General features: G+C 36.2%; 10 protein-coding genes. 5 read left to right on the top strand and 5 right to left on the bottom strand.

What is annotated here, in order from left to right; genetic code table 11:
• Positions 1 to 255 precede the first annotated feature (255 nt).
• From ACH2CJ_RS12880 to ACH2CJ_RS12895, 4 genes are read left to right on the top strand one after another with little or no spacing between them, the layout of a single operon-like run.
• Positions 256 to 618 (top strand): hypothetical protein, encoded by a 363-nt coding sequence (locus ACH2CJ_RS12880; protein WP_394993222.1) that lies wholly within the window; start codon positions 256 to 258, stop codon positions 616 to 618.
• A 58-nt stretch (positions 619 to 676) separates the two neighbouring features.
• The gene (locus ACH2CJ_RS12885; protein WP_394993223.1) at positions 677 to 4,171 is read left to right on the top strand and encodes a M4 family metallopeptidase; all 3,495 of its coding nucleotides are present in this window, start codon (positions 677 to 679) and stop codon (positions 4,169 to 4,171) included.
• 40 nt (positions 4,172 to 4,211) lie between these two features.
• Entirely contained in the window at positions 4,212 to 4,772 is a 561-nt protein-coding gene (locus tag ACH2CJ_RS12890; protein ID WP_394993224.1) for a DUF1003 domain-containing protein, read from the top strand.
• 50 nt (positions 4,773 to 4,822) lie between these two features.
• Complete coding sequence (locus ACH2CJ_RS12895; RefSeq protein ID WP_394993226.1) at positions 4,823 to 5,905, top strand: Gfo/Idh/MocA family protein; 1,083 nt, start codon at positions 4,823 to 4,825, stop codon at positions 5,903 to 5,905.
• 74 nt (positions 5,906 to 5,979) lie between these two features.
• Here the strand turns inward: ACH2CJ_RS12895 and yiaK are convergent, their stop codons facing one another.
• The gene (gene yiaK, locus ACH2CJ_RS12900) at positions 5,980 to 7,005 is read right to left on the bottom strand and encodes a 3-dehydro-L-gulonate 2-dehydrogenase (RefSeq protein WP_394993228.1); all 1,026 of its coding nucleotides are present in this window, start codon (positions 7,003 to 7,005) and stop codon (positions 5,980 to 5,982) included.
• A gap of 9 nt (positions 7,006 to 7,014) precedes the next feature.
• Here yiaK and ACH2CJ_RS12905 point away from each other — a divergent pair, with 9 nt between their 5' ends.
• Positions 7,015 to 7,251: a hypothetical protein gene (locus ACH2CJ_RS12905; RefSeq protein WP_394993230.1), complete on the top strand. Its 237-nt coding sequence runs from the start codon at positions 7,015 to 7,017 to the stop codon at positions 7,249 to 7,251.
• Here ACH2CJ_RS12905 and ACH2CJ_RS12910 read toward each other — a convergent pair whose 3' ends face one another.
• From ACH2CJ_RS12910 to ACH2CJ_RS12925, 4 genes are all read right to left on the bottom strand, one after another.
• Positions 7,252 to 8,853, bottom strand: a complete 1,602-nt coding sequence (locus ACH2CJ_RS12910; protein ID WP_394993232.1) for a carboxypeptidase-like regulatory domain-containing protein — start codon at positions 8,851 to 8,853, stop codon at positions 7,252 to 7,254. It lies immediately after the preceding gene.
• 8 nt (positions 8,854 to 8,861) lie between these two features.
• Entirely contained in the window at positions 8,862 to 12,434 is a 3,573-nt protein-coding gene (locus ACH2CJ_RS12915) for a VCBS repeat-containing protein (RefSeq protein WP_394993234.1), read from the bottom strand.
• Positions 12,435 to 12,542: 108 nt separating this feature from the next.
• Positions 12,543 to 14,273 carry a RagB/SusD family nutrient uptake outer membrane protein gene (locus ACH2CJ_RS12920; RefSeq protein WP_394993236.1) on the bottom strand — a complete coding sequence of 577 codons (1,731 nt, stop codon included), beginning with the start codon at positions 14,271 to 14,273 and terminating at the stop codon, positions 12,543 to 12,545.
• Positions 14,274 to 14,359: 86 nt separating this feature from the next.
• On the bottom strand, positions 14,360 to 17,140 hold a 2,781-nt coding region (locus tag ACH2CJ_RS12925), incomplete at its 5' end, for a SusC/RagA family TonB-linked outer membrane protein (RefSeq protein WP_394993238.1).

A 17,140-nucleotide genomic window follows, 5' to 3' on the forward strand; every position in this document is an offset into this window, starting at 1 on the left:
GTAGCACATTTGATGAACGTAGATGGCATGAATAAATATTTTGGACTAAATCCTTTTAAACCCGAATATACAGCTTTGATTTTCGCAATGATATTATTGCTATCTTTAGCAAGAATTTATAAATATTCAAGATTGTAAAATCAATTTGTTCAGTAAAAATGATAAAAACTAAATATATAATATTTTCAAAATAAATTGAAAAATACTTTATACCTGTGCATCTTTGCACTCTTATTTCTATCTTGCTCACCAAAAATGAACATTGATACATACAAAAAAAGCCAAATAATCTTTGGTAGTGGTGGCGGCTTTACTAACTTGGTAAACGAATATCGGCTTTTAGAAAACAAAAAACTGTATCATAAAAGAAGCACTGATTCTACTTTTACAGAATTGGGCAAACAAAATACTGATACTGTCAGGGTACTTTTTGGCAAAACAAAAGCCTTATTTGAAGATACAACAACATTTCATAAACCTGGAAATATCTATTATTTCATAAAATTTCGGAAAGAAAGTCATTCTCAAGAAATTATATGGGGAGGGTCAAAAGAAAACACACCAATTAAAGCAAAAGAATTATATAAAGAATTGATGAATTTAGTAAATTTGAAATAATTTCTGGTCAATGTGAGCGATAAGTGTTCCATAAATTACATTCTAACTTAATAATAATATGAGATTAATTTTTATTTTTATTTCTTTTGCGGCAATTTCTTCTTTTGCCCAAAAAGGATTCGACAAAAAAGGTAAGACTGCCACAGGAAAAAATGAAACACCCCAAGGGCAGTTTATTGAAATACAAGGCGATAAAAATGATAAAAATATTCGTCAGTCAAGTATTACAGGCCTTTCTACGAAGTTTATCAGCAAGTTAAAAATAACCCGCGATACCGAAACAGGCGGAGTATTGATGATTGAAAATCTTTCAAAGGCATCACCAAAGGCTCGTAAAAGCACACAGTTGATGGCAGTTGATTTTTTGGGTGAAGTAAAAAATGCCTTAAAAATTGAAGATACTGGTCAAGAACTTGAAATGATAAAAATGGAAACTGACGAGATTGGCATGACCCATATTCAAATTCTGCAAAAGTACAAAAATCTACCTGTTTATGGCGGTGAAATTTGGCTCCACACCAAAGGAGAAAAAATTGATGTGTTGAATGGAAGAAATTTCCCCACTCCTAAATTGAACTCTACAAATCCTGGTATTTCGGAAGAAAAAGCCATTGAATTTGCGATGCTTGATGTTGCTCAGAAATCGATTGTTCAACAAGCACAAGTTACAGGAAAGATGTTAGTAAAACAGCAAAATACTGCCGAACTAATTGTTTATCACAAAGATGAAAAGTTTGATAATGAACGACTTACATATTTATTGAGCATTCGTCCGAACCTGTTGGAGCGATGGACATATTTTGTTGATGCCAATACGGGCGAAATCTTGAAAAAATTTAACAATACTTGTGCTTTAGATGGCCCTTTTACGGCTACTGCCAAAGACTTAAATAGCGTTACTCGAACATTTAATATTCAACAGGTAAGCAACACTTATTATATGGTTGACACACAACGCCCAATGTATAATAAAACCACTTCTAAACTTCCTGACGACCCAATTGGAGCAATTTGGACGATTGATGCCAAAAATACTACCTCTGATAATATGTCGTATGTACAAAATTCGTCAACTACTGGCTCAAATTGGAGTGCCACGGCTGTTTCTGCACACTTTAATGCTGGGCTTTGCTATGATTATTACCGTACTAAATTTGGTCGAAATTCGCTTGATGGTAAAGGTGGAAATATTATTTCAGTAATAAACATTGCTGATGATGATGGAAAAGGCATGGACAATGCCTACTGGAATGGCGAATTTATGGGCTATGGCAATGGTCGTGATGCTTTTAAGCCATTGGCAGGAGCATTAGACGTGGGAGGACACGAAATGACGCACGGTGTAGTGGAAGCAACGGCACGTTTGGAATATCAAAACCAATCGGGAGCTTTGAATGAATCATTTGCAGATATTTTTGGTGCAATGATCGACCGTGACGATTGGACTTTGGGCGAAGATATAGTAAAAACATCGGCTTTTCCTTCAGGTGCTTTGCGAAGTTTATCGAACCCTAACCAAGGTGGTAAAAATGACCCAGGTTATCAACCAAAAACAATGTCACAATATGCGTTTTTGGCTAATACCGAAGACGAAGATAATGGCGGTGTTCACGTCAATAGTGGTATTCCAAACTACGCTTTTTATTTGTTTGCCTCCAATGCCAACGTCACAAAAGACAAAGCAGAGCAGGTTTATTACCGAGTATTGACAAAATATATGACGCGTACATCTAAATTTGTAGATGCTCGTTTGGCAGTTGTGCGAGCTTCTGCCGACCTTTATGGTGAAAATTCAGCGGTTGTGGTTGCAGCAAAAGCAGCTTTCGATGCTGTTGGTATTGCAGACCCCAATGGAGGTACATCAACAACGCCAACAACTACGCCAGCACCTGCTCCTACCCCCGCTCCTCAGCAAAATATCCCTATTAATAGTGGAGGCGATTTTATCCTAGTTTTTGAGCCTTCATCGGGCAAACTTTATACAGGAAAAGCAACCGATACTAACTTTAAAGTGATTTCGTCGAGTGGTTGTTTGAGTAAACCAAGTGTAACCGATGACGGACTAACGGCATATTTTGTTGGAAAAGACAAAATAATTCGTAAAATTTTGTTGTCAGGAGCTTATACTGAAACAAAAGTAACAAGCGATGCCATTTGGGGAAATGTGACTGTATCAAAAGATGGTAAGCGTTTGGCTGCTTTGACCAAAGCTGGAGATAAGTTTATGTATGTTATTAATTTGGAAGACAATAAACGCTATAAATTTACACTTTATAATCCAACCTATTCGACGGGAGTAAGCACAGGAGAGGTTCAATATGCCGATTCATTTGAGTGGGATTATACAGGCGAATCAATCATTTATGATGCATTCAATAGTCTAAAGAGTATTTCGGGCAATATTGAGTTTTGGGATGTTGGAATGATGAAGGCTTGGGATTTAACTAAAAAGACCGTTGGAACTGGTAAAATAGAGAAACTTTTTACAGACTTAGAGGCAGGCGAAAGTATCGGAAATCCTTCCTTTTCTAAAAATACACAAAACATTGTTGCCTTCGATTACTTTACTGAAGATGAACCAAACACATATTATCAAATTGGCGTCGATCTTTCAAATAATGATTTAGATGCTATCAATAAAAACAATGATATTGGGTATCCTGGATACTCTCGATTGGACGATAAGATGCTTTTCAATACCCTCAATGGCAAGCAGCAAAATGTAAATATTATTAACTTAGATAAAAATAAAATTTCGCCTTCAGGCTCAGCAAAAGGATTATTTACTGACGCAAGTTGGGCAGTTTGGTATGCTCAAGGAGCAAGAGCAATTCCAACAAAAACTGATCAAACTATCAACTTTTCAGCAATTTCTGACAAAAATATTGGCGAAATTTTCACTATTGCAGCAACGTCAAGTTCAAATTTAGTGGTTCAATTTACCATTGATGGTGGTGATATAACACTCAATAGCAATAAAGTTACTGTTGGAACGACCGCAGGAAAAGCCAAAATCAAAGCATTCCAATTAGGAAACTCACAATTTAATACCATAAGTCTTACCCAAACTTTCTGTATTATCCCGACTGCACCAAAAATTGCTACGAGTGGAAATAATTTGGTGGCATCGGGAGGAAAAAACTATCAATGGTATATTAATGGAAATCTTGTTGGTGGTCAAACAACAAGCACAAGTATTGCGGCAGATTTAGGTGGGACTTATACAGTTAGAGCAATTACAGATGATGGTTGCCAAAGTTTGGCTTCTAATAGCATTGCGGTTGCAGCAAAAGTTTTAGGCACAGAATTGGACGAAAGTATCAAAGTAGGTATTTACCCCAACCCAACTGCCGACGAACTACGCATTGAGCTACCCGCGGGAATTGTTTTCAAAGAAGCTAAGTTTTATTCAATTTCGGGAAGTAATGTAATGAATTTTGATAAGCTTTCGAGCAATAACTCTTTGAATATCAGCCAATTAGCTAAGGGAATGTATTCTATAAAAATTGAAACTTCTCGTGGAAGTGTGTCAAGAAAGATTGTGAGAGAGTAGAACAAGTTTTCAACTTATTTCGTAGATAAAAAATAAGAAAATGAATAATAAAGAGATTGACAAATTATTGCTTGATGAAAAGGAACACCTAAACAAACTTCATCAGATTGTAAAAGATACAATGAAGGAAGAAAAACTTATAGTCAATAATCTTTTAAATCCTCCCACCGAAACATTATCTCGTGGACAAGCGATTTCGGATAAAGTAGCCCTTTTTGGAGGAAGTTGGAAATTCATTATTTTATTTGCAGTCATATTAACTGTCTGGATAATTTTCAACTCAATTATTCCTCTCAAAAATAGATTTGACCCCTACCCTTTTATATTGATGAACCTGATACTATCGACCATTGCAGCATTGCAAGCACCCATAATCATGATGAGTCAGAATAGACAAGAAGAAAAAGATAGAATGAGAGGCGAAAATGACTATTTAATTAATCTGAAAGCCGAAATGGAAATTAGGAGTTTACACCAAAAAATAGATTTATTGCTGGAAGAACAGATAAAAACATTATTTGATACACAAGCAAAACAATTTAAAATACTCCAAGAAATCAACCTTAAAATTGATATGGTTTCTAAAAAAACAACACCTTAACTATTTGATTATCAAAATCATACATACACAAACAATCGTTAATTATAAAAATGTCAACCTCAACAAACCCTATAAAAGTATTAGTAGTAGGCTGTGGAAATATGGGAGCATCTCATGCACAGGCGTATCAATTATTAGATGGATTTGAAATATGTGGTATTGTTTCCACAGGAAAAAGCAAAGAAGTCTTAAATGAAAAATTAGGCGGTGGGTATCATCTATTTTCAGATTTTCACGAAGCTCTTTCTTTTACTAAACCCGATGCCGTTTGCATTTCTACTTACCCCGATACGCACGAAGAATTTGCAATCAAAGCTCTTGAAAGCGGTTGCCATGTATTTATCGAAAAACCTTTGGCAGATACAGTTGCTGGTGCTGAACGAGTAGCAGCAATGGCTATAAAAACAGGCAAAAAAGTAGTGGTAGGTTATATTTTACGCCATCATCCATCTTGGGAAAAGTTTGTAGAACTATCACACGAATTGGGTAAACCTTTAGTTATGCGAATGAACCTCAATCAACAAAGTCATGGCATCATGTGGGACGTACACCGCAATTTGATGAAAAGCTTAAGTCCAATTGTTGATTGTGGCGTACATTATATTGATGTTATGTGTCAAATGACACGCTCAAAACCGCTTCAAGTTACAGCAATCGGTGCAAGATTGACCAATGATATTGCTGAAAATAATTATAATTATGGACAATTACAGATACGTTTTGAAGATGGTTCGGTAGGTTGGTACGAAGCTGGTTGGGGGCCCATGATGAGCGAAACAGCCTTTTTTGTTAAAGACGTAATCGGACCAAAAGGCTGCGTGTCTATCGTTGCCAAAGACGCAGGCGGCAGTGGAAAATCTGATAATGTTGATTCCCATACCAAAACCGAATCACTACGTTTCCATCATGCCGATTTAGATGAAAATAATCAATTTATCAAACAAGATACTTGGTTTAATTTGAGCGATGAACCTGACCACCAAGAACTTTGTAATCGAGAACAACGCTATTTTTTAAGAGCGATTCAAGAAAACCTTGACCTCACCGACCATGTGCATGATGCAGTAAATAGCCTAAAAATTGCTTTTGCTTGCGATGAATCTGTCAGAACAGGACAGGTGGTTTATTTATAGTATCGTAAAATAGATTTCCTAACCTGTATTTCTTGACTTCAGTAATGACAGGTTAGGAAACTCGTCGTACAATATCATTCATTCAAAATTAAAATCTCCTCCCAAACACTTTTCAAAACAGGAATACCATTGACAGTGTTTTTTTGTCTGGTTTGTAAAACTCTTTCGCCAGGAAATGTTATTTTTTTTGAATCATCTATCGAAACTGAACTGTGATAATCATTGATAATGTTTTCAATTATTTGTGAAATACTTGAATGATTACCCAATTTTGCCAAATCAATCGCAATAAAAACTTGAGAAACACCATATTCCACTTTTTCTTTAGTTACTTCATGAGTTGATAAACCTCCCGACAAAATAGCTGCTAATAAATCTAACAAGAGCGATAAACCTGCTCCCTTCCAATAACCAACAGGAATAGAACGCCAAGATTCGAGAATCAAATTTGGATCATCGGTCAGGTTTCCTTCTTTGTCATAACCTCCAACGACTGATAATTTTTCATTTTTCATCGCTGCTAATTCCATCGCCCCAAATGAAAACTGCGACATTGCCATGTCTAATACAATCGCTTCATCTTTATAAGGAATGGCAATCACTAAAGGATTATTGCCCAATTTTGCATCGGTTGCTCCCCATGCAGGCATATTGGCTATGGTATTTGTCCAACCAATAAATACAAAGCCTGCTTTAGCAGCTTGCCAACCATATGTACCACCACGCATCCAATGATTAGTTTTTGATAGTGCTAAGCAACCAATGCCATGCTGTTGTGCCAATTTCATAACGGTTTCAGTTGCATGAATGGCATTCAAGGGGCCCGGGCCGAGATTGCCATCCCATTGTTCTATACCACCAAATTTTGAAATTAGGGTTGGTACTTTGTCGGCTTTTATAAATCCTTCTTTCAAGTATTTTATAAATCTTGGAAAGCGATTGACTCCGTGCGTATAAATTCCGTCAATACTATTGTTGGCAAAAACGGCTGCACATTTGATTGCTTTTTCTGGTTCAAAGCCATTTTTTAATAAAATTGCTTCAAAAATAGCTTGCATTTTTGCTGAATAAATAAAGACAGTATTAGGAGTAGAAGACATATTTTGTATTTGAGTTTATCGAAACTAAGTAAATCAAAGGTACAAAAAATACAATTAATTATACTTCCCGAAACCTTTACCATGAACGAACTACAAGGACTTTATGAAACCATTTTGGGAGAAAAATTGATTCGTTCAAATTTTCAGCGTAAAACATTAGGTTTAGGTATTTTGGAGCGTATTGTAAAGAAAATGACAGGTGCAGCCAACAAAGCACCTTTTTTGTATAGGTTTATAGGAATATAACTACTTTTTTGTGGTAATCACAATCGTGCCATTGCCGCCTCTTGAACCAAAAGCAGCACTATTTCCATATTTTACTGCTCCTAATTCCTTAATATCACCTACATTTAGGCTATTAAGCATATTCATAACTGTTTCTTCATCATCCATAAAAGTGCCATCAAGCACCAGAGCAGGAGTTATTGACCCGCCACTACCGCCAAGATTAGTATTAGTTCCTCGAAAATGTATCTGATAACTTCCTAAAACATTGGTTACTACCAAGCCCGGAATACGACGTAGCAAATCAAAAATGCTTAAATTAGCATCACTTTCACTAATTCTCACATTAATATCATTAGAAACTATCGCAAATTCTTTCTTTTCTTCCTTCAACTCCGCTACAGGCGACTTATCGTAAAGAATATCTTGTAGTACAATATTTGTTGAAACAGCATCTGGTTTAAAGTTTTTTGGAGCAATGGCTTGCATTTGATTTTCATTCATAGCAAAAGTGCTATCTTGGTATTGGAAATTATCAGGAAAGTAATCTTCTGGCAACATATTAGAAAAACCTTCACGTCCCCAATAACCCTGAATCAAAATGCCGTTAGGCTTCGACAACCAACCATTTTTGGTAAAAGCTGCATAAGAATTAATAAGATTAATGATAGAATAAGGATTTGGGTAGTCGGCAAATACTCTTAACGGCGTATAACTATTGGTTACAAATACCATAAGAGATTTATCGGAATGAATAAAAAACTCGTCTGTCTTGGCATCATAGCTACAAATCTCCTCTGCTGTACACTCGGTTAAAGCACCGTTAGCTATTTCATTAGCGATAGTCGTTCGACCATAATACATTTCTTTAACTTTTAATACCTTAAAAATCGCAAAACCGTTGGTACTTAGTTTTTTTTGTGTCAAGGAAACTAAAAAATTTCTAAATGAATCGTTATAGGCTCTTTTTTTATTTCTTGCCCATTTTTTTTGTTGAGTAGCAGCACTTGAATCAATGTTTTCAAAAAATTTGTATCCAGCGTAAAAAGTTTTATCTCCATCGGACTCAAATTTTTCCATTTGAAAGGCTATTTTTAAGCCAAAAGCATTGTTCTGAATAATGATGGGTTCGTTTGCCGTAGCAATAACTTTTTTGTCTTTATCATACGTTAATTTAACTATTTCGGGGTTTAGAATGATGCAATCTTTATAGAAGTCCGATTCGCCTAATAATCCTCTGTTAAAAACTCTCCATTTTCTTTTCCATTCCCTATCATGTTTAGCAATTACTTTCACTTCGTTCAATTCTACACCATTTTGAAGAATGAAAGTTAAGTTTTGAAGTTTTATGTCATTTTTTGAAATACTTTTCTTCAATGTTACATACCCCACAAATGAAATTACTAATTCTATTTTCTGAATTCTTGCTGGAATATTTAGCGAGAACTCACCATTTTGGTTTGTGCTGGTACCAATACTTGTATTATTGATGTAAACATTGGCAAAAGGCACAGCCATTCTGCTTTTTTCCAATACTTTTCCACTAATTTGCCAACTTACATTTTGCGAAAATAGCAAAGTTGGCACTATCAAACAAAACAAGATTGTGAATATTGATTTCATTATAGCAATTATTTTATCACTCGTTTTGCTCCTTTGATGTCAATAATTTCGACACTTTGCACATCAGAACTAATAATTAAATTATGTGCAGATTGCGATAAAAACGAAGAGCCAAAACTAATTTCTTCTCTTCTGATTTTTCCATTTTTGAGCTTCAACAATGCTGTTGTTTCATTGGCTTTCAAAGCAATTATTTTTACAGGAAAATGATATTCAAAGAATCGTAATAAGCTTTTGTTTTGGGAAGTTACAGTCAATAATTGTCCTTTTGGACTCATGATTTTCACTAAACTCTTGGCATCACCAGTAACGCAATAACCACTGTTTTCGAGCGAAATTGCTTCAAATGAGCCATTTCCTTTGCCCTTAAGCAATAAACCATTCAAAGCATCATTTCGTCCAACTGAAACTTCAGCGGCAAAATCATTGCCTGTGACCAACACATCTAAATTGCCATCTTGGTCGAAATCTTGAGCAATCATGCCAAAAATTGGAGCAAATTGTGCTTGAATCGGCAGTTCTTTTATTTCAAAAATGCCCTTTCCTTTGTTTTCAATATAGCTACTTTTTAGCCAATTAGCTTTCAGAATCAAAGCATCTTTTAATTCTTCAGGTTTCAAAATTTCGTTAATGGTGGCTTGCGAAAACTTAGCATAATTCTGAAAACGTTGGCGAGTTTGTACAAATTGTTTCGCCAAATCATCACGGGTATTATAAGGAAATTCTTTTGGGTTTCCTTCCAAATCCTTGTAATAAACCGTCGGAATGGCATCATAAAAACCATCGTTATTAAAATCTTTGGCATAAACACTCACAGGTTTCTCGTCTGAAGCTCGCATGAGGGTATTAATGCCCAAGTTTCCTGCAATATAATCAATGTCACCATCACTGTCGAAATCACCCGAAGTAATGCTATTCCACCAACCAATCTTATTTACGATGTCAGAACGGTTCGCCGTTGCGATATGAATTACGAATTTACCTTTTTCATTTTTCAAGAATGTAATCGGCATGAATTCTCCTGCCATTACCAAGTCTTGCCAGCCGTCGTTGTCGAAATCAGACCAAGTAACGTCGCAAATCATTCCTATGTTTTTAAGTTGAGGAGCGATTTGGGCAGTTACGTCCGTAAAATTACCTTTGTCATTGCGTAATATATAACTCGAAACAGGTTTTGGATATGCCGATGGCTCTACCCGTCCACCTACAAAAAGGTCTAAATCACCATCGTGGTCATAATCGGCAGCTTTTACGCATGAGCCACTTTTCAAAAACGCAGGCAATGCCTTTTCATTCCACTGAAAATGCCCTTTTCCATCATTAATGTATAATTTATCTTGCAAAGAAGGCGAGTCGATTTGAAATTCTGAACTTCCACTGACTATATAAAGATCTAAATCACCATCATTTTCGGCATCAAATAGCAAAACACCCATATCTTCGGTAATCTTTTCAGTTCCGTCTTTACCCGAAAGCAAATCTTGAATACTAAATTTACCTTCTTTGCTTTGAATCAAAAATTTGCCTTTGTGATGATTCGAACCACCCACAAATATATCTTCTATTCCATCGCCATTGACATCGCCCACGGCAAGGGCTGGACCAAATTGCGAGAATTTGTGCGGCAAAAGTTTCTGGACATTGAAATCAATATAATCTTCTTCTTCGTGCTTGTAGTTTACGTTGAGTATTTCCGAAATATCAGCAAAAAGTGGATTTTTCTTTGCTAAATTCACATTGGGCAAAGGTAAAGCAGCATTTTTTTCTTCCACTGTAAACACCTGATTTGCCTTTATATCGGTAATAATTTGTGTTTTTCCTCCTTGCCAGATAACTTTTAATTGTAAAACTTTTTTGGTTTTTCCTAAGCCAAAATGTGCCGTTGGTTCAACAGTCGATAAATAGCCTCGATAAGGTGAATTTTCATAAACTTGTTTCTGTCCGTTGGCATATTGAATCTCGACGTATGCACCTAAACCCGCCAAATTAGTAGCATTCCCTTTGAATTTCACCTTTAAAAAGTTACTTTCTTCGGGTTTCAGCTGCATAACATTATTTTGAAAAACCGAAGCCGAATCATTGATATTATTGACCACATAATCCAAATCACCATCATTATCGAGGTCAGCGTAAGCCGCCCCATTCGATGAACTTGGATTAACAATTCCCCAACTATCAGTTACATCGTCAAATTGCAATGCTGCCGAGCCATTGTTGCCTTTGTTCCGAAACGCAAAGTTTTTGAGTTTTACCACGGGTACATATTCTAAGAGCATTTTTTTCGACATCAATGAATTTACTTCATTGCGATAAGCCAAAAAATCTTGGTCAGTAATATCTCGTGGAAAGCCATTGGTAATAATGATATCCCTAAAACCGTCGTTGTCAAAATCAGTAACCATCGGTGTCCAACTCCAATCTGTTTCAGCTATGCCAGCCAATAAACCAATTTCACTAAAAATAGGTTGCCCTGTCAATGGATTTTTACCTTGATTTACTTGAAGTGTGTTGCGAGCGTATTGATAAGTATAGCCAAATCGGTCATTATTTTGATAGGTTACATAACTATTAGCAGGAGTCATCATTTTCTTGCGATAGTTGGTGGCGGGCATCATGTCTAAAGCAATAATATCCATCAACCCATCATTGTTTATATCAGCAATGTCATTTCCCATTGCCGAATACGATGTATGTTTAAAATATTCGCTTGCTTTTTCCGAAAAAGTGCCATTTTTATTATTGATATAAAGCAGATCATTTGTCAAAAAATCATTGGTAACATAAATATCTTTCCAACCATCTTGATTGATGTCAGTAATGTTAATTCCTAATCCAAAAGCATCGTCAAAGATACCAGCTTCCTTACTAACATCTTCAAAATGCGGAATTCCTGCTATAGAGCTATTTTTGTAAAGTCTATCACTTTTTTTTGATGAAATAACTTTTCCTTTTTCGTTATATTTATTTGGAAAACGGCTATCTTCCATTTCATTTACAACTAAATACAAGTCTAAATCTCCATCATTATCATAATCAAAAAAAGCTGCATTGGTTGTGTGAGTAGTATCTGCAATGCCATAATCTTTTGCCATTTCTATAAATGTCGGAATACCTTCTTTTCCTATTCCTTGATTAATATAAAGCATATTTGCTCGCTGACTGGCAGTTTTTCTGGCTGTTGCACAAACATAAATATCAAGTAAATTATCATTGTTTATATCAACCAAAGCAACACCCGAAGACCATCTATTTTCGCCTGTAACTCCTGCTTTCTGAGTTACATCTTCAAAGCGAAGCGACTCACCTTTTTTAGTTTTATTAAGGTAGAGTTTGTTTTGTGTAGTATTTCCTGTAAAATAGATATCTGTCAAGTTATCATTATTAAAATCACCCATAGCCACTCCACCACCATTATAAATATACTCAAACGTAAGAATATTGAGTGAATCATTTTCGGCAATTCGATTTGAAAAGGTTATACCAGTTTCTTCGGAAGAAAGTTGGGTAAAGAGCGTTTTTTCTTTACATGAAACAGTACACAGACTTAATAAAAGTACGATATAAACAGAAAATCTTTGCATTTGATTTTAAGGCTTTTTTTTGAACAAATTTAAACTAAAAACGTCATGTAGAAGTATTTCCACATGACGTTTTTGTATTTTTTTTACTCCCCTTAGGGGTAGGATGTATTAATACCCTGGATTTTGCTTTAATATGTCAGCTCCAGTTAAGTCAATTTGACCTTGTGGAATTGGCAATAAAGCATGTTTTGCTTGGTAAGTTGCTCCTTGACCTAAAGTATTAGGTAGGAATGTACTTTCGTATTTCAAGTAAGCATTGATATCAGTTACGTCAGTTCCCCAACGAACTAAGTCGAAGAAACGATGTCCTTCCATTGCTAACTCTAATTTACGCTCAAAACGAACAGCAGTACGAGCAAGAGTTTTATCTGTCCAAGGAGCAACATAAGGTTTGATTACATATTTTGCTGCAGGACCACCATCTTGCATAACAACAGCATTAGCAGCACGATTACGAATCATGTTTACATATTCTTGTGCTTTTGTTAAGCTACCTATTTCAACTTCAGCTTCAGCCGCCATCAATAAAATATCAGCTAAACGCATTACAGTCACATTAAGGGCAGTATAACCTGGAGTCCAAGAACTATTATCTTGCAATGAACCTTTGTCAGTTTTGTAATAAGAATATTTCTTAGGTGCATAAGGACCACCGTTAGCTTGATTACGAATCCAGTCAAAGCCAGGATGCTTTTTCCAATCTAAGAACATGATTCCACGACGACCGATAGTATGATCAAGACGAGGGTCAAGCTCACCTGCATCTGGTGTAAACGAAGCACTTGATTGAATACCCATGTCAGTTTTAACTGCATTAGCCGGCATATTATACGAACCATCCAATAATGGCAAACCATCTTTTGTTCTATAAGAGTTAGCCAATTCAAAACTTGGTTGGAAGAATCCACAACAGTTACCTGGACCATCAGGGCCAGTATTATAAGGCCAGTTCAAATCCAATTCACCGTTTGCGTTGTTTACGCTACCAGTTCCTGCTGCTGCTTGAACAGCGAAGATTGACTCTGAATTATTGTCATTCGATGCTTTATACAAATCAGGAAAATTTGGAACTAAAGCATATTTCTTACCACCCGTTGTTACACCATTAGCAATGATTGCATCAAACAAAGTTTTAGCTTCTGCATATTTCTTTTGAGCCATATAAACTTTTGCTAAGTATGCACCAGCAGCCCATTTGTTTGCACGACCTACCTGCCCTTGTGTTGCAGGTAAATTATCATACGCATTTTTAAGATCCGCCTCAATTTTAGGATACAAATCAACGTCATTTTTAATTTTCTCAATACCTGTTCCTACGTCAACTGTTTCATCAACATAAGGTGTATTATTATAATTTCTTTTCAATGAAAAATAAAAATGAGCTCTCATAAACTTAGCTTCTGCTTCGATACGCTTTTTGTCGTCAGCACTAACATCGGGTTGTGCTTCTTTCAATAAACCTAATACATTGTTAGCACGAGCTATACCTTCATATAAGCCACGATAGTTGTCATTTATAACCCCTTGCGTTGAAAGATATTCAAAACGTTGAATAGGGTTAATGTCAGAAAAGTCACCTGGGTCAGTACCTTTGTTTGCATCTCCACCACGAACACTACCCCAAACCCAGTTATTTGGGTGAACCATACGAGTTCCGTAACCACTAATCTGCCCGTAAGCAGAAATCAACGCACCTTCCAAACCTTTTTTGGTTGTCAATTGCCCTTTTGCAATTGCACCTGTCGGCAGTACTGTAAGGAAGTCCTCCTTACATGAATATCCTATCAAAGTAAGCAAGGATACTGCTAATGTTAATTTATTAAAAATATATTTTTTCATTTTATAATGAAGATTTGTTTAGATGTTTATCATTGACACTTTTACATTTAGTAATTAAACTAAATTAATTACTAAATGTTTTAAAATTAGAATCCAAGATTAAGACCTACATTAAAGCCTTTTGTCAATGGATAATTACCTACGTCAATACCAAAGTTAGTATCAGCATTACCACCTACTTGAGGGTCTAGACCTTGATATTTGGTGATAGTAAACAAGTTATTAGTTGAAGCAAATAAGTGCAACTTGCTAATTTTTAACTTGTCTGTGAAAGATTTTGGTGCAGTATAACCAATAGAAACATTTTGGAATCTTAGGTATGAACCATTCTCAACATAAAAAGAGTTTGATTGAGTATTGGTACTAAAGTTAGAAGCTGTTTCAAAGATTGGTGTTGTTGCACCAGTATTTGTTGGCGTCCAAGAGTTTTTCACACGCTCAGAGATAGCAGCACCAGAGAACGATGGATAGAAATCAGTATACCATTTAGAGAAGTTGAAAATCTTATTTCCAATAGAAGTATAAAGATATGCTGAAATATCAAAGTTTTTGTAAGTTATTGTAAAGTTTAAACCGCCAGTAAATTTCGGAACTGGGCTACCCAAGTAGGTACGGTCATCAGCATTAATCTTACCATCGCTATTTAAATCAGCATAACGGAAACGACCAACGCCTTTTCCATCTTGTGCAGGAGCTGCAGCTACTTCTTCTTTTGTTTGGAACAAACCTAAAACTTTAAATCCGTAGAATGAAGACAACGAATAACCTAATTGGTTACGAATTGGATTTACACCACGGAAACCTGGGTTAACATTAGTCAAGTAAGTCAAACCATCAGCAATTTTAGTAATTTCGTTTTTCAAGAAACTACCAGTTACGTTCAATTCATAACCAAAATCACCACTGATTTTTCCACGGTTAATTACCTGAATATCAATACCTTTGTTTACCATTTTACCAATATTCACTGAAGGAGCTGCAGCTTGGAAGCCCGCTGTTGCTGTAATTGGTAATTGGTACAATAAATCTTTGGTGTCTTTTTCCCACAAGTCTAAAATTATATCTAATTTGCCTTTCAAGAATGAACCATCAAAGCCAATGTTTTTAGTGATACTTGATTCCCATCTTGCATCAGGGTTTCCGATACGTGTACGATAGTAACCATCAACAATACTTGAGTTTGAACCATTGATATCATATCCTGAGTTATCAACTCTTGTAGCGTATAAACTAAATTGGTTATTAGGGTCAACGTTATTTGAGTTACCCATTGTTCCATAACCTCCACGAATTTTCAAATCTTGTACCCAAGGTAAGTTTTTCATGAAAGATTCAGAAGATACACGCCAAGCAGCAGATACTGCAGGGAATACTCCATAACGGCTATTAACACCAAATCTTGAAGAACCATCACGACGAATAACTCCAGTTACATAATATTTGTCATTAAAGCTATAAATAGCTCTGCCAAAGTATGAGTTGAAATTTACACCTTTGAACTGGTTACTATTTGGTGGATTTTTGGTACCCAGAGTAGTGATAGTGACGTAATTAAGGTCTTGAGAAAAAGGATTCAAACCATTAGCGTTGATATTTCTACCTCTACCCGTATTCAATGCTTCTTGGCCAGCCAATACCTCTACATTATGCTTTCCAAAAGTTTTTTTGTAGCTGGCAGTATTTGTGAATGTCCAACCTAATGAAAAACCACCACCTTCTCCGTAAGAGAATGCTGAGTTATTTTCAGAGTTCTCATATTGCCAACGACCATAATTCCAGTTGTAAAAATTACTATAGTTTCCAGCCGCCGAAGAACGAAGCGTAAGTCCTGGAATTACATCATATTCAACATAAACATTTCCTACACCTGATGCACCAAAGCTACGGTTGTTTAATAATCCTTGCTGGTTGGCTACTGGGCTACGTGGGTTGTTGAAGCCTTTAGCCGCTGTACCTGCATATCCACCAAACTCATCATAAATAGGAATGATTGATGGCATACGGAAGGCTTGTAAAATATCGTTTTCGTCAGCAGCGATACCATTACCACCTGCACCACCTGTTTGACCTAATACTTGACGGTAGGTCATTTGGATGTTCTCGCCAATACGTAATTTCTTCAACACATTAAATTCAGAATTGATACGGAAAGAGTAACGTTTGAATGCATTGCTAATCAAGATACCTTTTTGGTCTTGAGCAGAAAAACTAACATAGAAACGGCTATTTTCGCCACCACCACTGAAGCCTAAAGAGTGTCTTTGAGTTGGAGCTTTACGAGTAATAGCACCGTACCAATCAGTACCAGCCTTATTAGCTTTGATTACTTGATAAATGCCACCTGCAGATGGGTCAATATTGTATTTCAATTTTTGAGCAGCTAAATCAACTGAGCCAGTTACACCTGGCGTTCCGCCTACACTTAGGTAGTCAGGAATTACTGGAGTTGAACCTGTACCGAATTGTGGGTGACCAAAAGCCTCGCCTGAATTACGCTTTGCATTCCAAGTCCATGTAGCAAAATCAGTAGGATTCATCATTGGCTGACCATTACCTGGGTCAGTTACACCATAGCTACCATCATAAGTTATGTTCAATTTTTTTGCATTTTTTGTGCCTTTTTTAGTAGTGTAAACGATTACACCATTGGCAGCTCTTGCTCCATAAATTGAAGCAGCAGAAGCATCTTTCAATACAGTTGTAGACTCGATGTCATCTGGACTCAAGAAGTCTGTTGAACCAACAGGCACCCCATCTACTACATAAAGAGGCTCGTTACCACCAAATGCACCAAATCCACGTACACGGATTTGACTGGCAGTACCTGGCTGACCATTTGTAACAACAGTAACACCAGCTACTCTACC

Origin of the sequence: Emticicia sp., from assembly GCF_043780375.1 — a bacterium.
Taxonomy (GTDB): domain Bacteria; phylum Bacteroidota; class Bacteroidia; order Cytophagales; family Spirosomataceae; genus Emticicia.